The sequence below is a fragment of the Streptomyces sp. NPDC059477 genome (assembly GCF_042749375.1).
Lineage (GTDB): Bacteria > Actinomycetota > Actinomycetes > Streptomycetales > Streptomycetaceae > Streptomyces.
Map to the genome: position 1 here is coordinate 19,048 of NZ_JBHYUG010000080.1, position 18,761 is coordinate 37,808.

Annotated in this window: 15 protein-coding genes, 1 pseudogene and 1 CRISPR repeat array; of the genes and pseudogenes, 6 read left to right on the top strand and 10 right to left on the bottom strand. The window is 73.5% G+C overall.

All coding sequences use genetic code 11. The annotated features are described in order from the left end of the window. Positions 1-93: 93 nt before the first annotated feature. Entirely contained in the window at positions 94-645 is a 552-nt protein-coding gene (locus ACFXAZ_RS30120) for a GbsR/MarR family transcriptional regulator (protein WP_384597568.1), read from the top strand. Here the strand turns inward: ACFXAZ_RS30120 and ACFXAZ_RS30125 are convergent. After that, the gene (locus ACFXAZ_RS30125; RefSeq protein ID WP_384597569.1) at positions 540-1,136 is read right to left on the bottom strand and encodes a DUF6086 family protein; all 597 of its coding nucleotides are present in this window, start codon (positions 1,134-1,136) and stop codon (positions 540-542) included. The genes ACFXAZ_RS30120 and ACFXAZ_RS30125 overlap by 106 nt on opposite strands. Positions 1,137-1,541: 405 nt before the next feature. After that, a complete protein-coding gene (locus ACFXAZ_RS30130; RefSeq protein ID WP_384597571.1) occupies positions 1,542-2,603 on the bottom strand; it encodes a diacylglycerol kinase family protein in 1,062 nt (353 codons plus the stop codon). A 186-nt stretch (positions 2,604-2,789) separates the two neighbouring features. Between ACFXAZ_RS30130 and ACFXAZ_RS30135 the strand changes: the two genes are divergently transcribed. Beyond that, a complete protein-coding gene (locus ACFXAZ_RS30135; protein WP_384597573.1) occupies positions 2,790-4,073 on the top strand; it encodes an adenylosuccinate synthase in 1,284 nt (427 codons plus the stop codon). Between the two features lie 149 nt (positions 4,074-4,222). On the opposite strand, the gene ACFXAZ_RS30140 is transcribed toward ACFXAZ_RS30135, so the two are convergent. Next, positions 4,223-6,622: an FtsX-like permease family protein gene (locus ACFXAZ_RS30140; protein WP_384597574.1), complete on the bottom strand. Its 2,400-nt coding sequence runs from the start codon at positions 6,620-6,622 to the stop codon at positions 4,223-4,225. Beyond that, positions 6,619-7,368 carry an ABC transporter ATP-binding protein gene (locus tag ACFXAZ_RS30145; RefSeq protein WP_384597576.1) on the bottom strand — a complete coding sequence of 250 codons (750 nt, stop codon included), beginning with the start codon at positions 7,366-7,368 and terminating at the stop codon, positions 6,619-6,621. The genes ACFXAZ_RS30140 and ACFXAZ_RS30145 overlap by 4 nt, the downstream gene beginning before the upstream one ends. A 244-nt stretch (positions 7,369-7,612) precedes the next feature. Between ACFXAZ_RS30145 and ACFXAZ_RS30150 the strand changes: the two genes are divergently transcribed. Next, positions 7,613-9,181 carry a sensor histidine kinase gene (locus ACFXAZ_RS30150; RefSeq protein ID WP_384597578.1) on the top strand — a complete coding sequence of 523 codons (1,569 nt, stop codon included), beginning with the start codon at positions 7,613-7,615 and terminating at the stop codon, positions 9,179-9,181. Beyond that, positions 9,178-9,864, top strand: coding sequence for a response regulator (locus tag ACFXAZ_RS30155; protein ID WP_384597580.1), 687 nt, complete (start codon positions 9,178-9,180; stop codon positions 9,862-9,864). Before ACFXAZ_RS30150 ends, ACFXAZ_RS30155 begins: the two co-directional genes overlap by 4 nt. A 96-nt stretch (positions 9,865-9,960) precedes the next feature. On the opposite strand, the gene ACFXAZ_RS30160 is transcribed toward ACFXAZ_RS30155, so the two are convergent. From ACFXAZ_RS30160 to ACFXAZ_RS30170, 3 genes are all read right to left on the bottom strand, one after another. Next, positions 9,961-10,611, bottom strand: a complete 651-nt coding sequence (locus tag ACFXAZ_RS30160) for a hypothetical protein (RefSeq protein ID WP_384597582.1) — start codon at positions 10,609-10,611, stop codon at positions 9,961-9,963. A gap of 194 nt (positions 10,612-10,805) precedes the next feature. Then, positions 10,806-11,507 carry a GntR family transcriptional regulator gene (locus ACFXAZ_RS30165; protein WP_384597584.1) on the bottom strand — a complete coding sequence of 234 codons (702 nt, stop codon included), beginning with the start codon at positions 11,505-11,507 and terminating at the stop codon, positions 10,806-10,808. Positions 11,508-11,725: 218 nt separating this feature from the next. After that, a complete protein-coding gene (locus ACFXAZ_RS30170; protein ID WP_384597586.1) occupies positions 11,726-13,090 on the bottom strand; it encodes an aspartate aminotransferase family protein in 1,365 nt (454 codons plus the stop codon). Between the two features lie 212 nt (positions 13,091-13,302). Here ACFXAZ_RS30170 and ACFXAZ_RS30175 point away from each other — a divergent pair, with 212 nt between their 5' ends. Beyond that, positions 13,303-13,923: a type 1 glutamine amidotransferase family protein gene (locus ACFXAZ_RS30175; RefSeq protein ID WP_384597598.1), complete on the top strand. Its 621-nt coding sequence runs from the start codon at positions 13,303-13,305 to the stop codon at positions 13,921-13,923. A gap of 17 nt (positions 13,924-13,940) precedes the next feature. Then, positions 13,941-14,381: pseudogene (locus ACFXAZ_RS30180) on the top strand (MarR family winged helix-turn-helix transcriptional regulator); the annotation flags it as partial. 47 nt (positions 14,382-14,428) lie between these two features. Then, positions 14,429-15,066: direct repeats of the CRISPR family, unit length 28 nt; unit sequence GGAACACCCCCGCATGCGCGGGGCCGAC. 942 nt (positions 15,067-16,008) lie between these two features. Here ACFXAZ_RS30180 and ACFXAZ_RS30185 read toward each other — a convergent pair. The 3 genes from ACFXAZ_RS30185 to ACFXAZ_RS30195 form a co-directional block, all read right to left on the bottom strand. Then, positions 16,009-16,347 carry a hypothetical protein gene (locus ACFXAZ_RS30185; RefSeq protein ID WP_384597588.1) on the bottom strand — a complete coding sequence of 113 codons (339 nt, stop codon included), beginning with the start codon at positions 16,345-16,347 and terminating at the stop codon, positions 16,009-16,011. A gap of 380 nt (positions 16,348-16,727) precedes the next feature. Next, positions 16,728-17,903 carry a helix-turn-helix domain-containing protein gene (locus ACFXAZ_RS30190; RefSeq protein ID WP_384597590.1) on the bottom strand — a complete coding sequence of 392 codons (1,176 nt, stop codon included), beginning with the start codon at positions 17,901-17,903 and terminating at the stop codon, positions 16,728-16,730. A 60-nt stretch (positions 17,904-17,963) separates the two neighbouring features. After that, the gene (locus ACFXAZ_RS30195) at positions 17,964-18,602 is read right to left on the bottom strand and encodes an HAD family hydrolase (RefSeq protein ID WP_384597592.1); all 639 of its coding nucleotides are present in this window, start codon (positions 18,600-18,602) and stop codon (positions 17,964-17,966) included. Between the last annotated feature and the right edge of the window lie 159 nt (positions 18,603-18,761).

Genomic DNA, 18,761 nt, shown 5'->3' on the forward strand with positions numbered 1-18,761 from the left:
GTACGCTCACTTCACAAATTTGTGAAGTTAAGGAAACGTATGAATCGCGGATACACTCAGGGGAGGCGTGCGAGCAGGGGAGATGATCGGACGATGGCGGAGACGCGGGACACGGGGAAGAGAGACGGGGATCCGGGCCGGGGCGGGGATGCGGGCGGGGCGGAGCGGGATGAGCGGGATCCGGAGACCGTGTCGAGGTTCGTCGAGGCGTTCGCGGCGCAGCTCGTCGACGCCGGGATGCAGCGCATGCCCGCGCGGGTCTTCGCCGCGCTGCTCGCGTCCGACGCCGGGGCCATGACCTCGGCCGAACTCGGCGCCCAGCTGCGGGTCAGCCCCGCCGCGGTGTCCGGCGCGGTGCGCTATCTCTCCCAGGTCCACATGGTCTCGCGGGAGCGCGAACCCGGGTCGCGGCGGGAGCGGTACCGGGTGCACAGCGACCAGTGGTACGAGGCGCTGACCAGCCGTGATGCCGTGCTCAAGCGCTGGGAGGGCACCCTGCGCGAGGGCGTCGACAGCCTCGGCGCGGACAGCCCCGGCGGTCAGCGGATCGCCGAGACGCTGGCCTTCTTCGAGTACCTCCAGGGGGAGATCGGGAAGCTGATGGACCGGTGGCGGGAGCATCGGATGGAGCAGTTCGGGCGCTGACGTCCAGGGGAAGCGCCCAGGGTGACCAAGGGCAGCGCCCATGAAGTCCACGGGAAGCGCCCACGCGGCCCACGCCATGCTCGCCGCACCCGAACTGCCGGGCCGTCGGGCCGTCGTACGCCCCGCCCTCGGACCGGCATGCTCCGCGCCGGCACCCCCGCCGCCGCGCGCAGTTCCTCCCACCAGCCCGCCCCGCCGGGCGACGGCACCTGGACCTCCCGGTATTCGGTCCGCTCCGGCCGCCGCACCTCCACACGCGCCCGCCCCGGCCGCCCCACCTCCACACGCGCCCGCCTCGCCAGCACCAGCGCGTTCAGGTACGTCTCGAAGGCCGCCGGGTCGATCCGGTACTCGTCGCACTTCACCGGCCCGACCCCCGACGCCACCCCCAGCGGCGCCTCCCACAGCCGCACATGCCGTACGAACAGCTCGGCGGCCCCGCTGGACGGGTTCCACAGCGTCTCGCGCCCCAGCACGAAGTCCTGGCTCATCGCTCCCCGCCCTCTCGCCCGCTCGCAGCGTAGGTGGCCCTGCCCGTCCGAGCACCGCGTTTTCGCCCACGCCCGGCCCCGCGCCGCAGCCTCCGGCCCCGCGCCGCAGCCTCCGGCCCTGCGCCGCATCCCCGGCCCAGCCCCCGCCCCGCACCCCCGACCATGGCCATGACCCGCTCCCCGCGCCTCGGCGCCCGGACCCCGCTCCCCGCGCTCCGGCGCCTGGCGGCGACTGCCCGACCGGGGCCGCGCCCCGCGCCCACGCCCTCACCGCGCCCCGCGCCCTCACCGCGCCCCGCGCCCTCGCCGCGCCCCGTGCCCCTCGCCGCGCCCACGCCCTCACCGCGCCCGCCACCTCACCGCATCCCCCGCCACCCCGCCCCACCCCCTACCCCGCCCCACCCCCTACCCCGGCAACACCAACCCCAGCGCCCCCTCCCAAACCGTCCACGTCCGCCTCCGTACCGGACCGGACACCGCCGCGTCGGCGCGGTAGCGGAAGTCGGGGCCCGAGATGGTGATCCGGCGGCCCGCCGCCCGCAGCGGGGTCGCCTCCGCGCCCACCGACAGGGGTCGCACCTCCACCGCCGCCTCGCCCGAGCCCTCCGGCGTCACCGACACCGCCTCCACCGGCTGCTCCAGATCGACCAGCGTGTCCCCGTCCACCTCCACCCGCAGCCGCGCGGCCACCACACCCCCGCCCCCCGCGCCCCGGGCCAGCCAGGACAGTCCCGCCCCGCCCCCCGGCCAGGACGACTCCTCCGACCCCGCCGAACGGGACGCCCGAGGCGGCACCAGCCCCCGTACCAGCGAATGGCACGACCGCAGCCAAGCCCCCCGCAGCCCGGCCGGGGCAAGATCCCCCGCCCCCGCCCCGAATCCGGACCCCGCCCCAAAACCGGACCCGGACCCGGACCGGAACCCAGCCCCAGCCCCACTCCCGGCTCCGGCCCCATAGCCCGACCCCCGCCCCGCCCCACCCCCCGGTTCCGCCTGCGCCCCCGCCTCCGCGTCCACCCCCGTCACCGGCGGAATACTGAGCGCCCCCAGCACCACCCCGTCACTGTCGTCCACCAGCAGATCCAGTCGGCGTTCCGTGCCGTCGAGCACCGCGCGGGCCGCCGCCACCGCGCCCCTCGGTACGCCGAGCGCGTGCGCCACGCCCAGCAGGGTGCCCACCGGCACCACCGACAGCGCGCAGCCGGCCAGCTCCCGCTGCCGGTGCAGCAGGGCCACCGCACGGGCCAGCGCGCGGTCGTCGCCGATCACCACCGGCCGCCGCGACCCGCGCCGCTGAAGCGCGCGGGCGAATTCCTCGGGCCCGTCCGGCAGACACACCTTGGTCGACGCACCCGCGCTGAGCACGTCTTTCGCGATCCGTACGGACTCTCCGTCGGTTCGCCGGGCGACCGGATCGATGACCACCAGCAGCTGATCGGAAGTCGCGAAAGTCGCCACCTCGGCCATGCCTCGCTTCCTCGGGTAGCATCTTTGTGCAAGAGCCCCTTGCGCTATTGCGCCAGGGGCTTCGTCTATTCCGGGGCATCCGGTCCGACGGGTTGCGGCCGATGAGGGTCGCCGGGGTACGAGGCACACGCGTGCCACGTACGCCCCTGACCTTGGACATGCCCCGCCCGGAAGGGGTGTACGCGCGTGCCCGCACTTGTGCTGCTCGGTGCTCAGTGGGGTGACGAGGGCAAGGGGAAGGCCACCGACCTGCTCGGTGGATCGGTCGACTACGTGGTCCGCTACCAGGGCGGCAACAACGCCGGCCACACGGTGGTCGTGGGCGACCAGAAATACGCCCTTCACCTTCTCCCCTCCGGAATCCTGTCCCCAGGCTGTACGCCGGTCATCGGCAACGGCGTCGTCGTGGACCCGTCGGTCCTGTTCTCCGAGCTGAACGGTCTGAACGAGCGGGGCATCGACACGTCCAAGCTCCTGATCAGCGGTAACGCGCACATCATCACCCCGTACAACGTCACCGTCGACAAGGTGACGGAACGCTTCCTCGGAAAGCGGAAGATCGGGACGACCGGGCGCGGCATCGGACCGACCTACGCCGACAAGATCAACCGGGTCGGCATCCGGGTCCAGGACCTCTACGACGAGTCGATCCTCACCCAGAAGGTGGAGGCGGCGCTCGACGCGAAGAACCAGATGCTGACCAAGCTCTACAACCGGCGGGCCATCGCCATAGAGCAGGTCGTGGAGGAGCTGCTCGGCTACGCTGACAAGCTCGCGCCCTACGTCGCCGACACCGTCCTGGTCCTCAACCAGGCCCTGGAGGCCGACAAGGTGGTCCTCTTCGAGGGCGGCCAGGGCACCCTGCTGGACATCGACCACGGTACGTATCCGTTCGTCACGTCCAGCAACCCCACCGCGGGCGGCGCCTGCACCGGCACCGGCGTCGGTCCGACGAAGATCAGCCGGGTTATCGGCATCCTCAAGGCGTACACCACCCGCGTCGGCGCCGGTCCCTTCCCGACCGAGCTGTTCGACGCGGACGGCGAGGCGCTGCGCCGGATCGGCCGCGAGCGCGGTGTGACCACGGGCCGGGACCGCCGCTGCGGCTGGTTCGACGCCGTGATCGCCCGGTACGCGACCCGCGTCAACGGCCTCACGGACTTCTTCCTCACCAAGCTCGACGTGCTCACCGGCTGGGAGCAGATCCCGGTCTGTGTGGCGTACGAGATCGACGGCCGCCGGGTCGAGGACCTCCCGTACTCGCAGAGCGACTTCCACCACGCGAAGCCGGTCTACGAGAACCTGCCGGGCTGGTCCGAGGACATCACCGGCGCGAAGTCCTTCTCCGACCTGCCGAAGAACGCCCAGGCGTACGTGAAGGCGCTGGAGGAGATGTCCGGCGCGCCCATCTCCGCCATCGGGGTCGGGCCGGGCCGGGACGAGACGATCGAGATCAACTCGTTCCTGTAGGAGTTCCGGCAGGTTCCGGCAGGGTCCGGCAGGCTTCGGCAGGGTCCAGCAGGGTCCAGCAGGACAGGAACGGCAGAGGCGCGGGGCCCCACCCCCGTGGACGCCCCGCACCTCTGCCTTCCCCCTCACCCCCCGGGCCCTCCCCCCCGCTACTCCGTCCGCAGTGCCCTCCCCGCGTCCGTGCGCGCCGCCCACCCCGCCGGGGCCAGCGCCCCCGCGACCGCGATCACCGGGCCGCCCAGCGCGAGCAGCACCAGGACCGGCGTGGAGAGCACGGTGAGGAAGGACTCGGGCAGGTCCATCCCCACGGCGTCGCCCATCAGCGGCGTCACGAAGCGGTGCAGGGCGACGCCGAGCGGCACCCCCACCACCCCCGCGGCGAGCCCGACGGCGGCGACGGACGTGAGGACCATGCCGACGGTCTGCCGGGGTGTCATGCCGAGCGCCTTGAAGACGCCCAGGTCATGGATGCGGTCGCGGGTGTCCAGGACGACCGTGTTGAGCACCCCGAGGCCCGCGACGGCGACCAGCAGCAGGGTGAGCGTCGCGATCAGCGCGTCCATGGCCACGATCACGCTGGAGGAGCCGTCCCCGGCCGGGTGGGCGAAGGCGCCGGTGCCGTCGAGGGCGCCGGTCAGGGTGGAGAGATACGCGGCGGCGGAGACGCCGGGCTCGGGCTCGACGTAGAAGCGGCTGGGGCCGGTGTCCAGGTCGAGGGGGGTGAGGGTGGCGGCGGGGGTCAGTACGGTCATGCCGTCGTTCTCGGTGAAGAACGCCTCGCCCGTGATCTCGACGGTGGTGCGGCGCCCGTCCTCGGAGAGGGTCACCGTGTCCCCGACGCCGACGCCGGCCGCCCGCAGGAACCGTTCGGTGACCACCGCCTCGCCGGGTGCCTCGAACCACCTCCCCGAGACGAGCCGCGGGGCGCCCCAGCGGGCGTCGCCGGTGTATCCCGTCACGGTCGTCCGGCCGGTCACGCCGGACGCGGAGACCTCGGCGCCGACCGTGCGGTAGTGGCGGCGGGTGTCCGGCTGGGCGTCCAGGACGGCGGCGACCTCGTCCGGGTCGGCCTCCGCGGCGGACTGCTGACCGGGCGCGGGCATGGCCTCGGCGCCCGGCGGGCCGCCCACCGGGCCGGTGTCCACCACGACCGGCGCCGCCGAGTCCAGCAGCCGGTGCGACTGCACCGCGCCCAGCGACAGCGCGAGCCCGGTCGCGAAGGTCACGGTGAGGGCGGCCAGGGCGACGGCGGCGGCCGTCGTCGCCGTGCGGGCCGGACGCGCGAACGGCTGCGCCAGCCCCAGGCCGACCGCGCGCGGCACCGGCAGCCGCCCGGTCAGCCGCCGGGCCGGCCGCCCGCGCCCGCCGCCGGGCGTGCGCCCCACCGTGATCGCCGTCGCGCTGCGCCGCCCTCCGGCCCGCAGCGCGGGCACCAGCGCGGCCACGGCGACCAGCGCGAGCGCGAGGCCGGGCGCGGCCAGGTACACCCACCAGGGCAGCGCGGCCGTCGCCCCGCCGTAGGCGTCCTCGACGGTGCCCAGCACCGGGCCCGCCAGCAGTTGCCCCAGCACCGTCCCGAGCGCGCAGCCGAGCGCCGCCGGGAGCAGGGCCTGGGCGACGTACGCCCGCACCACCTGGGCCGGGGTGAAGCCGAGCGCCTTGAGGATGCCGATCCGGCGCCGGGCGGAGCCCACCGCCCCGCTGACCACGATCCCGATGATCAGCACCGACATGGCCAGCCCCAGCACCCCGAACGCGGCCACGAACGGCACGAAGGCGAGGGTGTTCGCCAGCCGCTCCTCCTGGACGGCCAGGTAGGAGCGCGTCCCGCTCAACGTCCCCTCGGGCACGGCGTCCGCGATCACCTTCCGCGCGGCGGTCACCTCCGCCTCCGTACCGGCGTCGTGGAAGCGGTAGAGCATCTGGTACGTCGCCTCCGCGCCCTCCGCGCCCTCCGCGCCCTCCGGTGCCAGGGCGGTGGCCTGCGCCGGGGTCACCCAGGCGTCGGCGGTGCCGGTGACCGAGCGGGCCACGCCGACCACGGTCAGGGCGGGGGTGCCCGGCAGATCGGGGAAGTCCACCTCGGTGCCGGGCCGCAGCACGCCGTCCCCGTCGGCCACCACGATCTCGCCGGGCTCGTCGGCCCACTCGCCCTCGACCAGCTCCAGCCGGTCCACCGGACCCTGTGCGTCCGCCCGCCCGGCGACGGCCAGCGCCGGCAGGGTCACCCCCGCCGGGACCATGTCCGACGCCGAGACCGTGCGCGGCCGGGCCTCGACGGTCCGGAAGGGACCGGCCGCCGCGCTCACGCCGGAGGCGCGGGCGGTGGCGGCCAGTTCGGAGGCGGTCACCTCGCCGCTGAACTGCGCCGACAGCTGGGCCCCCCGCTGCTCGGCCATCGCCTGCGTGAAGGGCGCCCGCGACGCGGCGAGCACCCCGATCGCCACCACGGACGCGGTGACGGCGACCAGCGTGGTCAGCACCATCACCACCGTCTGCACCCGGCGCCGCCCGACCCCGGCCCGCACCACCCTGCCCAGCGCGCTCACGGCGACACCGCCGCCGTGCCCCGCGCCTGCCGCACATCGCGTACGACGCGCCCGTCCACCAGTTCGATCGTGCGCGTCGCGCAGGACTTGGCCAGCCCCAGATCATGCGTGACCAGCACGATCGTCTGCCCGTCGGCGTTGAGTGTGGCCAGCAGGTCCCGTACGTCCTCCCCGGACGCGGTGTCCAGCGCGCCCGTCGGCTCGTCGGCCAGCAGCAGCGCCGGACGGTTCATCAGGGCGCGGGCCACGGCGACCCGCTGGCGTTCCCCGCCGGACAGCCGGCCCGGGTAGGTGCCCGCGTGCCGCTCGATGCCCAGGTGGGCCAGCAGTCCGGCGGCCCGGCGCCGGGCCTCGGCGCGCGGCAGGCCCGCGAGCTGGGCGGGCAGCAGGACATTGTCGGCGACCGTCAGATCGTCCAGGAGATTGAAGAACTGGAAGATCAGGCCGATCCGGGACCGCCGGTAGCGCGCCGAGGCGGCCTCGCCCAGCCGGTCGACCCGCAGCCCGTCGACGGTGACACTGCCGCCGGTCGGCCGGTCGAGACCCGCGATCAGATGGAGCAGCGTCGACTTCCCGCTCCCCGACGGCCCGAGCACGGCCAGCGCCTCCCCGGCCCGCACGGTCAGATCGATCCCGTCGAGCGCGGGCGGCCCGCCCTCGCCGTACGCCCGCCTCACCCCCCGGAGTTCGATGACGGGCCGGTCGGCGGCGGGCGGTGGCGCGGTCGTGCTCGCGGTCGTGGTCATGGACCCTCCCGGGGTCGGCGATGGGGTACGGGGGTACGGGAGGTGACGCTAGGTACGGGACCGGTGCCGGGGCGTCGGCCGCGACGACGAGGGGGACTGCCGTACGGGGACGACGGATCCGGTCCGTCATCCGGGGGAGGGCGACGGGTCATCCCGGGGATGTACGGGATCGATGTACTCAACCCTCAGGTTGTCCCCGGCGGGAGGGATGTGGTCGGGCGGGGGTGCTTGTCACACTGGGCGCATGGTCGGGGCAGCCGCGTGGCGGACGCGGGACATCGGGGAGCGGGCGCGGGCGGCGCTGGGGCGGCGCCGGGACGCGCTCGCCGTACTGCTGCGACCGGGCCCGCCGCCGCGGCCGTCCCGCTGGGCGTGGACGGCCGATGCCGTACTGGCCCTCATCCTGGCGGTGTGCACGGTCAGCGGCGCGATGGACATGGGCCAGGACGGACCTGCCCGGCCGATCGGGCCGATCGGGGTTCTCGGGGGCGGGGTTCTCGGGGATGGGGTCATCAGGGACGGGGGCATCGGGGGCGGAGTCGTCGGGGACGGGGTTCTTGGGGGAGGGGTTCCCGGGGGCGGGGCGGAGGTCGCGGTGCCCCCACCTCCGTCGCCTCCGTGGCCTCCGTCGCTCCCTGCCCTCCCGGCGTTCCCGACCCTCCCCCCGCCCGGCCCCGTCCCGCACCCGGGTGCCGCCGAGTTGATCCTCGCCGCCCTGACCGCGCTGCCGCTGGTCGTGCGCCGCAGGTACCCGCTGGCCGCCTTCTGGGCCGTGCTCGCCCTGACGCTGGTGTTCCGGCTGGGCCACGGCGGGGAGTCCGTCCCCGACACCACCAGCGTCTACACCTTCCTGTCCTGCGTGGTCGCCGCGTACAGCGCCGCCGTGCACAGCCCGCACCGGCGCCGGGCGCTGGGCAGTCTGCTCGCCGGGGCGGTGCTGATGGCGGTCTTCCACGACGAGTACTTCCCGTACTTCACGCCGGGTTTCGTGCCGTTCCTGGTGCTGCTCGCGGTGGGGCTCGGCGCGAACGCCATCCACACCTGGCAGCAGCGGGTCCGCGACCTCCAGGCCCGGCAGGAGTCGGCCACCCGGCTCGCGGTGGAGCGCGAGCGCGCCCGGATCGCCCGGGAGCTGCACGACGTGGTGACCCACAATGTGAGCGTGATGGTGATCCAGGCGGGCGCGGCCCGCAAGGTGATGGACACCGCCCCCGACCTGGCCCGCGAGGCACTGCTGGCGGTGGAGGCGGGCGGCCGTACGGCGCTGACCGAGCTGCGGCATGTGATGGGCCTGCTGACGATGGCCGCCGCGGAGCCCGCCTCCACCCCTTCCCCCGCCCCCGACCCGCGCCCGGCCGGGGCGCCCGGCGGGCCCGACCCGGCCGCCGATCCCACTCTCGGCCCGGATCTCGATCTGGCCCCGCAGCCCGGCCTCGCCCAGCTCACCGCGCTCACCGACCGGGTGCGGGCCGCCGGGACGCCGGTCGATCTCACGGTCAGCGGCAGCCCGGCGCCGCTCCCGCAGGGCGCCGAGCTGGCGGCGTACCGGGTGGTGCAGGAGGCGCTGACGAACGTCGTCAAGCACGCGGTCGGGGCGCGGGTGCGGGTGACGGTCGCGCACACCCCGGCCGCCGTCCGGATCGAGGTCGCCGACACCGGCGGCACGCCCGCCGCCCCGGCCGGACCCGGCGGCGGACGGGGCCTGCTGGGCCTGCGCGAACGGCTCGCGGTCTATGACGGCACGCTGGAGGCGGCACCCTGGCCGACCGGCGGTTTCCGGGTCCGGGCGACGATCCCGCTGGGGGCACCGTGACGGCCGGGCCCGCCCCGCGCGTGGTGATCGCCGACGACCAGGCGCTGGTCCGCACCGGTTTCGGCATGATCCTGACCGCCGACGGCATCGACGTGGTCGCACAGGCGGCGGACGGCGAGGAGGCGGTGGCGGCGGTCGAGCGCACCCGGCCCGATCTGGTCCTGATGGACATCCGGATGCCGGGCCTGGACGGCCTGGAGGCCACCCGTCGCATCGTCGCCGGTACGGACTTCGAGCCGCCGCGCGTCCTGATCCTGACGACGTACGACCTGGACCGGTATGTGTACGCCGCCCTCACCGCCGGCGCCAGCGGCTTCCTGCTGAAGGACGTCACGCCGGAGCACCTGGTCGCCGCCGTCCGGCTGGCCCGCACGGGTGACGCGCTGCTCGCTCCGGCGATCACCCGGCGGCTGGTCGAACGGTTCGTCACCCAGGACACCGGGACCGCCGCCCTGCACCGCGATCTCGCCGTACTGACACCCCGTGAGCGCGAGGTCCTCCAGGCCCTGGGCACCGGCCTGAGCAACACGGAACTGGCCCACCGCTTCGCCCTCAGCGAGGCCACGGTGAAGACCCACGTGGCCCGCATCCTGGCCAAACTCCGGCTACGGGACCGGGCCCAGGCGGTGGTGGTGGCGTACGAGACGGGGTTGGTGGCGCCGGGTGGGGGTGGCGATCACTGAGACCGGGTGGGTAGACCGTACTGAGACCGGGTGGGTGGACCGTAAGGCACCCCACCCACCCAGCACCCATCCACCCACCCCCCGGCTGTGCGGATTTCAACTGAAGACGATCATCGACCCCTGCGCCAGGCTCCGGGTCGCCGCCGCGTGCAGGCCGAGCCAGACGTGGCGTTCACGGGCGAAGGGGCTGGGGTCGTAGGGCGCGGGGAGGGCCGGCTCCTCCAACTCCGTGGGGGCGAGCGGGGCCTGGGGCGGGGCCGGAGGGTTGGCCGGGTCGATGCCGATGGCCCCGGCGACCTGCTCCAGCTCCCGAAGCAGCGTCTGGGACGAGCCCAACGGGCCGCCCCCGGCGAGGAGTTCGTCGTTGGCGAGCGGGTGCGGGAAGTCCAGGGGGACGTAGGCGCCCGCGTGGTCGTAGTGCCAGACGAGATGGGACTGCTGGGCCGTCGTCTCGAACATCTCCAGGAGCTGCTCGTAGTCCCCGCCGAGTTCGTCGACCGGTGTCACCGGCAGTCCGCAGACCTGGAGCAGATAGGCGCGGCGCAGGAAGTGCAGGGCGTCGTAGTCGAATCCGGCGACCGGGGCCACGTCCCCGGACAGTCCCGGCATGTACTGGTACACCGGCACGGGGGGCAGCCCGGCCTCGGCCAGCACCTTGTTGTATTGCGCGAGTTCTTCGGCGAAGGGGTTTTCGGGGGTGTGGCACAACACGTCGACGAGAGGCACCAGCCACAGGTCACAGGCCAAGATGAGGGCTCCTCCACGGATAGCGCGCACTTCGCACGGTGGTCAGGGAAGCGTAATCGGTACGGGCCGGGCACGGTCCCTCCGTGCACACGTTCGGTGCCGGTCCCTTACCCACTCGGTGACGCCCGGACCCGCATATGCCCTCAGCGGCAGCAGGGCCCGGGGCACGGCAGGGCACAGGGAGGTGGACCCCCTCACCGCTCCGAAGGATTCTCGATCAACGCGACCGCGTGGGCGTTGTACGCGGCGACCACCGTCCGCGCCCGCTCGATCTCCCGGCACCGCAGCGCGTCGACCAGCTCGGTGTGCTCCGCCCACAGGAGCCCCCGCAGGTCGGCCAGGGGCCGCAGCCGCTGCACCGCGCACACCCAGGCCTGCACCCGCAGCCGGTGCAGGATGTCCGCGAGATAGGGGTTGCCGAACAGGGTGCTCAGCTCGCGCCAGAAGCGCAGGTCGTAGCCGATGAGTACGGTGAGATCGCCGGCCCGCGCCGCCCGCTGGGCCTCCTCGCCGCGCCGCCGCACCCCGGCGAGCGCGGTGGCCGTGCGCGGGGCGGTGGGGTCCTGGAAGCCGTGGTGCCCGGCGCCGAGCGCCCGGAACATGCCGTCGGTGATCAGCGCACGGGCCGCCACCAGCCCCCGGAAGTCCTCGACCGAGTACTCCCGCACCCGGAACCCCCGGTGCTGGTCGGCCTCCAGCAGCCCCTGCGCCGACAGATCGACCAGCGCCTCGCGCACCGGCGTCGCCGACACCCCGTACTGCTCGGCGATCTCCTTCACGGTGAACGCCTGCCCGGGAGGCAGCCGCCCGGCCAGCACCTCGTCGCGCAGCGCGTCGGCGATCTGCTGCCGCAGGGTGTTGCGGGTCACTCCGCCGTTGCCGCTGCTGCCGGCCATGGTCGGGGGCGTCCTCTCGATGGGTACGCGGGTGGCGCGCTCGTACGTATGTCTACGAGCACGTCACCTTACGCGTTCAGGCCCCCGACGGGCCCACCGTCTTGACGGGTAACGGCCCCCCGATCCACCGGTGATCGTCTGCCGGTCCTCTGCCGGTCGTCCGCCGGTCCCCCCGTGACCGGCGTACTCAGCTCAAGGACTCACCTCAAGGACTCACCTCACGCCGTGAACCCGTCGGCGACGGTCAGTGCCGCGTCCAGCGCCGCGAGACCCTCCTTCAGCTCGGCCTCGGTGACATTGCAGGGCGGCACGACATGGGTGCGGTTCATGTTCACGAAGGGCCAGATCCCGCCCGCCTTGGCAGCGGCGGTGAAGGCCGCCATGGGCGCGTTCGCCTCTCCGGCCGCGTTGTAGGGCACCAGCGGCTCGCGGGTCTCCTTGTCCTTGACCAGGTCCAGGGCCCAGAACATGCCGAGCCCGCGCACCTCGCCCACGCACGCGTGCCGCTCGGCCAGTTCCCGCAGCGCGGGCCCGACGACGCTCTCCCCGAGCCGGGCCGCGTTCTCCACGACACCCTCCTCCGCCATCACCTCGATGGTGGCGACGGCGGCGGCGCAGGCCAGCGGGTGCCCGGAGTAGGTCAGCCCACCCGGATAGGCCCGCTTGCCGAAGGTCTCCGCGATCTCCGGCGAGATGGCGACGCCGCCGAGCGGGACGTATCCCGAGTTCACGCCCTTGGCGAAGGTCATCAGGTCCGGTACGACGTCGAAGTGCTCGGCGGCGAACCACGCCCCGGTCCGCCCGAACCCGGCCATCACCTCGTCCAGCACCAGCACGATCCCGTACTGGTCGCACAGCGCCCGCACGCCCGCCAGATAACCGTCCGGCGGCACCATGATCCCGGCGGTGCCGGGCACCGTCTCCAGCACGATCGCGGCGACGGTCGACGGCCCCTCGAAGGCGATCGTCGTCTCCAGGTGCTCCAGCGCCCGCGCGCACTCCTGCTCCTCGCTGTCCGCGTAGAAGCGGGAGCGGTAGGGGAAGGGCCCCCAGAAGTGCACGACCCCGGCGGTGCCGGTGTCATTGGCCCAGCGGCGCGGGTCGCCGGTGATGTTGATGGCCTGCTGGGTGCCGCCGTGGTACGAGCGGTAGGCGGCCAGCACCTTGGGGCGGCCGGTGTGCAGCCGGGCCATCCGTACGGCGTGCTCGATGGCGTCGGCGCCGCCGTTGGTGAAGAAGATCTTGTCCAGCTCGCCCGGGGTGCGCTCGGCGATCAGCCGGGCCGCCTCGGAACGGGCCTCGACGGCGAAGGCGGGCGCGAAGGTGGTCAGCCGCGCGGCCTGCTCCTGGATCGCGGCGACGACCTTCGGGTGCTGGTAGCCGATGTTGGTGTAGACGAGCCCGCTGGTGAAGTCGAGATAGCGGTTGCCGTCGTAGTCCCAGAAGTACGACCCCTCCGCGCCGGCCACGGCGAGCGGGTCGATGAGCTGCTGGGCGGACCAGGAGTGGAAGACATGCGCGCGGTCCGCCGCCTTCACGGCGGCCCCGGCCTGCGGGTCGGACTGGATGGACTGAGGGGTCATGCGGGGAGCGTAAATGCCCGCGATACGGGCGCGATATCGGCGTCCTGTCTGCGGTCCCGGGGTTTCCGCGACACGTTGTCGACGGTTCGGGGAGCCGGCCGGAGGCGACCAGGCAGCAGGAAGATTGACAGCAAGCTGTCACCATGACAGTCTACTGTCATAATCGCATGGCGCACGGCAATCACCAGGGACCGAAAGCGAGCGAGGACATCATGAACAGCAGCCGCAAGCCCGTCCGCCCCGTCCACCTGGCCGTCTATGACACCTTCGCCGACTGGGAGACCGGCCACGCGACGGCCCATCTGGCCCGCGCGGGATACGAGATCCGCACGGTCGGCCCGACGACCGCCGAGGTCACGAGCATCGGCGGCCTGCGGGTACGGCCCGACGTGGCGCTGACGGACGTACGGCCGGAGGACTCGTCCCTGCTGATCCTGCCGGGCGCGGACCTCTGGGACTCGGGCGCCGACCTCGCCCCCTTCACCCGCACGGCCCGCGCCTTCCTGGCCGCAGGGGTGCCGGTGGCCGGGATCTGCGGGGCCACCGCCGGGCTCGCCCGGGAGGGCCTGCTGGACGACCGCGCCCACACGGCCGCCGTCTCCTTCTACCTGGCGGCCACCGGCTACGCGGGCGGCGCGCACTACGTAGAGGCCGACGCGGTCACCGACGGCGACCTGATCACGGCCGGCCCGACCGAGCCGGTCGCGTTCGCGCGGGAGATCTTCCGCCGGCTCGGGGTGTACGAGACGGAGACGCTGGACGCCTGGTACCGGCTGTTCCACGACTCCGACGCGGAGGCGTACGGCGTGCTGGCGCGGGCGGGAGTGGCGTGAGCCGGGAGCGGGAGGATCTGCCGAGCCGGGAGCGGCAGGACTTGTTGAGCCGGGCCGCGCTCGGCACGTTCCGGCTGAACGGTCAGTTCCTGGCCGTCGCCGAGGAACTGGCCCGGCCCGCCGGTCTGACCGCCGCCTGGTGGCAGGTGCTCGGCGCGGTACTGCGCGAGCCGCTGCCGGTGGCCGGGATCGCCCGCGCCATGGGCATCACCCGGCAGAGCGTGCAGCGCATCGCCGACCTGCTGGTCGACCGCGGCCTCGCCGAGTACCGCCCCAACCCGTCCCACCGCCGCGCCAAGCTCCTCGCGGCGACGGAGGCGGGCCTGACGGCGGTCGGCGAGATCGACCCGGGGCACGCGGCGTACGCGGACCGGCTGGCGGAGGCCTTCGGGGAGCGTGAACTGGCGGAGGCGGTGGGGGTGCTGGAGCGGTTGTCGGCGGTGTTGGAGGGGGTGGGTGCGGCGAGGGGTGTGGGGGCCACTGCGATGGCGGGGCCGATGCCCCCGGATCACTCCGGTGTGCGTGGGGCCGACTAGCCAGCTCGGGCCGGGCTCTCGGCGCGGCCCGGAACACTCCGGCATGCGCGGGGCCGACTGCGTCAACGCCGCGTACGTCCAGCACCGCCAGGGAACACCCCCGCATGCGCGGGGCCGACCTCGCCGACCACAGCCGCACCCAGGGGCCCCTGGGAACACCCCCGCATGCGCGGGGCCGACGCGCGAGATCCTCGCGCTCACGGCGCTCACGCTGGAACACCCCCGCATGCGCGGGGCCGACGGAGGAGCCGGCGTTCTCCGCCTCGGCCTCAACGGAACACCCCCGCATGCGCGGGGCCGACCGGGCTGCGCGAGCGAGCGGCAGCCGATGACGGGGAACACCCCCGCATGCGCGGGGCCGACGAGGCTGCATGGACCACTGCCACGACACCGAGAGGAACACCCCCGCATGCGCGGGGCCGACCCGGCACACCGAGGAACGAGAGGGCGGCGCCGCGGAACACCCCCGCATGCGCGGGGCCGACATGGTCGGCACCGCGAGCCAGTCCGCTACCCCCGGAACACCCCCGCATGCGCGGGGCCGACGCCGGTATGACGACAACGCGGACCCTGTACCTCGGAACACCCCCGCATGCGCGGGGCCGACACTTCCTGACCTGCGCTTCTATCCGGGAGGAGCCCCGTTTTCATTCAGTGGGATCAGACTGAGGCCCCGGTCGGGATGCGTCAATGGATGGCGGGTATGCGCAACTATGTCCAATCCCACGCTCATTGTCGTTTGGGGCGGGCCGCGCCAGTCTAGGAGTGCTCGGATCGCGATGCGCCGGTGCTGGTGTCGCCTCCGGCAGGACGAGTACCCGTTCGGCGGGGCATCCGTCCGCCCATTCCTCGCCTCGGGTCGGGTCGTCCAGCGCCCACGTCACGGTGGGCGCCGATCGGGTGTTCCTCCAGGAGGCAGTGCAACGAGGTGCGTATCCAGAGGCGAGGGGGTCGGCGGTGTCCGGGATGTGCGGGCCAGCATGAGCGCCACAAGGTCCACCGGCATCCTGCTTGCAGCACCGCAGACCCGCCGCGGGGAGGCTCGGTCGCGGACATTGCCTCATGCCTCCCCCTCGAAGGACTCAGGAACCTCGGACCTTGGCCCCCGGCCGGTTCGGCAGCGGGGGCAGTGGCACGGTGGCCAGCGGTGGGAGACGGTGGTGAGGGGTCCCGGGGTGGGCCGGTGGGTGCGTCGTACGGTGGGGCCGGTGCGCTGGCCGTCCGGGCCGACCCGGTAGGTCTCGATGGTCATGCGGGAGGTGCCGGGTTGGGGCCAGGTGCCGACGTTCACCGCGTCACCGCCTCATCCCGCCCGTGGCGGGGGCGGTCCTGTCCGGTGCCGGTCATGGCTTCCCCCGGTGGCTGGTGGGTTGCGGGTGGTGGCGTCGGATGAGGACGTTCATGTCCGACACCTGGGACCCGTCGCCCTCGGTGGCTGCCTTCACGCGCTCGCGCGCCCAGGTGGCGCACTGCTCGCAGCCAGGGAGCGGCTGCGGGGGCGGCAGGGGTAGCCCCAGGAGCGGGGGCGGCTCGGGGTGTCGCTGAGTCGTCACGCGGGGCGCCGCCCGTCCCTCATCAGGCGGCGCAGGCCGACGCCGGTGGAGCAGTTGTCGGCGTCGCCGGTGCACTGCCCGCACAGGGGGGCGTGGTCCAGCAGCGCCCGGTACGCCTGCTGTCCGGTGTGGGTGCGGCAGGCGCGCGGGAACCAGCGGACTCCGTCGTCCTGGCGCTCGCCGAGATCGACCGCAGTCCCTGTTGGCAGCGGCTGCTCGGAGGCGTCCCAGACGCAGACCGCGCCGCGCACCTGCGCGTCGGTCAGCGCATCCAACGCTGGGAGATCAAGCAGGCAGAGCGCCTTGGCCGGGACGTGGTGGACGGTACTCGTCATGGGGCCGCCCCCTCGGGCGGCCGGGCGATGGCGTGGTTCACGTCGAGTCCTTCGTAGTCGGCCACTCCCCGGACGGCTCCACCGCCTCGCCGGGGACTCGCTTGGGCCGGAACCTCGGGGCGCTCGGGGCGACATCCGCATGTGACGACGGGCCACACCTGGTTCGCACTGCGCACCACGACTCTTCCTGCCTCGCGCAAAGGCCCAGCCGCAGAACCGCAGTCGAAGCAGGCCAGCCCGCAAAGGCGGGCGATGCTGACGTTGCGGCCTACAACCGTCGGCGGGGGGCGTCCGGCATCCCGGGTCCCATCTGCTCGGTTTTGCGCGTGAGACAAATGGTGGACCGCTCCGAAGGGCACAAGTACCCCGGAGCGGGGTACTCAGGTAGCGGCGCACCATTCTGCGAAGTGGGTCAGATCCTCGGCGTCCGCTCGTTTCAGCCGGCGCAGAGTGGAGGCGTCCTGCCGGACCCACGGGTGCTCGCGGGTGTGCTGCGGCGCGATCTCGCGCGCCGCCTTCAACGCCTCGAAAGCCGCATCGGGGTGCCCTGCCCAGAGCTGCGCGCGGGCCATCTCGATGTAGAACCCGGATCGGCGTTCGGCAGGCAGGGACTTGGGTGGCTTCCACTCGCGGGCTACGTCCAGGGCCCGGCCCACGTGGTCGTCGCCGAGGCTCACAGCAACCGAGACCTCGTGGATACGGACGGAGTCCGGGCCGAACGCGGTGCCCAGGTAGATGCCCTCCTTGACCTGATTGGCCAGTTCCCGTGCCTCGGACAGGTGGAGCTCGGCGGCGTCTGCGTGGGCCGCGCGTCCGGCGATGACCGCGGCCCGCATGTGCAGGGCTCCACGCGCTGCCGCCGCCGCGACGTCGTGCGAGGCTGGTGACGAGTCGATCGCTGCTTCCAACGCACGCAGCCCGGCGGCGTGGGCGCGGGCGGCGAAGAATGTCTCCGTACGTACGTACGCGACGGACGACACCAGGAGTGGGTCTCCTGTTTCCGGTACGGCCCACCGCATTAGCTCGATCATCCGCGCAGACAGGTCGCGGGCGCCGAACTTGTAGGCGACGGCGTCGGCGGAGCGGGCCGCGCGGACGACCAACGCCGACCGGTCACCTCGGCCGTGTGGCTCGGCGTTGTAGCCTCGCAGCAGCTCGGCGAGCAGATCAGGGAGCGTCTGTGCGATCTGCGTGTAGCGTGCAGCCAATCGCCATCCCTCGGCCGCCTCGACTGCCTCATGCAGTGCGGGGAGCGGCCGTACCGGTCCGTCATCGGGCAGGTCGTACGCGGCGATGGAGGCTGACAGCGACGGCAGGGCGTCGCGCACCCGGGTCCTCGCGGCGTCCCGATCCGACAACAGCTCGCTCGGGTCCACTCCGAGCGCGTCGGCGATCGCGTCCAAGGTGGCGGCACGAGGGACGCGTTCGCCGCGCTCGATCTTGCGGATCGTGCCGAGCGCGACCCCGGCTGTATCCGAGAGCCGGCGCTGCGTCATCTGCGGGCGGCAAACGCTGCGGTAGTACGCGATCCGCTCGCCGATCCGACGTGCAGACATGCTGACCCCTTCGTCCGTTCCGGACCACCGTATCGGCGGGAGGGGACCCCTCGCGGAGGGTCAGCGGGAGACGATGTCCGTCAGTTCGCCGAGGCTGTCGACGTGATAGTCGGCCTCTGCCGCCGCGGGGGTGTCGGCCCAGAGATGACCCCAGGGTCCGCGCCGTAGGTGGGCCGCTTGCAGCCCTGCGGCCTTGGCGGGCCCGATGTCGTTGGCGGGGTGGTCGCCGACGTACAAGGCTGTCGCTGCGTCTATGCCTGCTGCGGTCAGCAGCCGTTCGAAGAAGTCCGGGGCAGGCTTCGCCGCGCCCAGTTCGCCGGAGGTGACGATGAGGTCGGCGGGGAGGTTCAGCCCGCGGAGGAGTTCAGCCGCCCGGATGGTCTGGTTGCCCGCGATGATGACGCGCGCGCCGAGGCCGCGCAGGGCTGTGAGAGCCGGGCGGACATCGCCGTACAGGTCGCTCTCATCGAGGCGCTCGCCGCGGCCCGCCGCTTCCCGGGCGGCGTACTCGGCTGCGATGTCGATGCCGGGCCGGAGCAGGCGCAGCGCCTCGGCGTTGTCGTGGCCTTGGGCGACAACGGCTCCCACAAGCGCGGACACGGTGTGGCGCGGAATGCCGAGCCAGTCGGCCCAGGTCGCCCAGTAGCGATCGTCCCGCGTGATCGTCTCGCCGACGTCGAAGATCACAGCGTGGATCATGCGGCGAGCGTACCGGGCTTCCGCGTCGAGGACCTCGTCCGCAGCAAGAGAACACCCCCGCATGCGCGGGGCCGACGAACGGGCGGCATTGTGCTGGTTGGCCCACCAGGGAACACCCCCGCATGCGCGGGGCCGACCGCATACCGCTCGGTGTCGGGG

Coding starts and splice junctions, on each gene's coding strand:
- ACFXAZ_RS30120 (WP_384597568.1), top strand. CDS start 94: ATGGCGGAGACGCGGGACACGGGGAAGAGAGACGGGGATCCGGGCCGG.
- ACFXAZ_RS30125 (WP_384597569.1), bottom strand. CDS start 1,136: ATGAGCCAGGACTTCGTGCTGGGGCGCGAGACGCTGTGGAACCCGTCC.
- ACFXAZ_RS30130 (WP_384597571.1), bottom strand. CDS start 2,603: ATGGCCGAGGTGGCGACTTTCGCGACTTCCGATCAGCTGCTGGTGGTC.
- ACFXAZ_RS30145 (WP_384597576.1), bottom strand. CDS start 7,368: ATGACCACGACCGCGAGCACGACCGCGCCACCGCCCGCCGCCGACCGG.
- ACFXAZ_RS30150 (WP_384597578.1), top strand. CDS start 7,613: ATGGTCGGGGCAGCCGCGTGGCGGACGCGGGACATCGGGGAGCGGGCG.
- ACFXAZ_RS30165 (WP_384597584.1), bottom strand. CDS start 11,507: ATGGCCGGCAGCAGCGGCAACGGCGGAGTGACCCGCAACACCCTGCGG.
- ACFXAZ_RS30170 (WP_384597586.1), bottom strand. CDS start 13,090: ATGACCCCTCAGTCCATCCAGTCCGACCCGCAGGCCGGGGCCGCCGTG.
- ACFXAZ_RS30175 (WP_384597598.1), top strand. CDS start 13,303: ATGAACAGCAGCCGCAAGCCCGTCCGCCCCGTCCACCTGGCCGTCTAT.
- ACFXAZ_RS30185 (WP_384597588.1), bottom strand. CDS start 16,347: ATGACGAGTACCGTCCACCACGTCCCGGCCAAGGCGCTCTGCCTGCTT.
- ACFXAZ_RS30190 (WP_384597590.1), bottom strand. CDS start 17,903: ATGTCTGCACGTCGGATCGGCGAGCGGATCGCGTACTACCGCAGCGTT.
- ACFXAZ_RS30195 (WP_384597592.1), bottom strand. CDS start 18,602: ATGATCCACGCTGTGATCTTCGACGTCGGCGAGACGATCACGCGGGAC.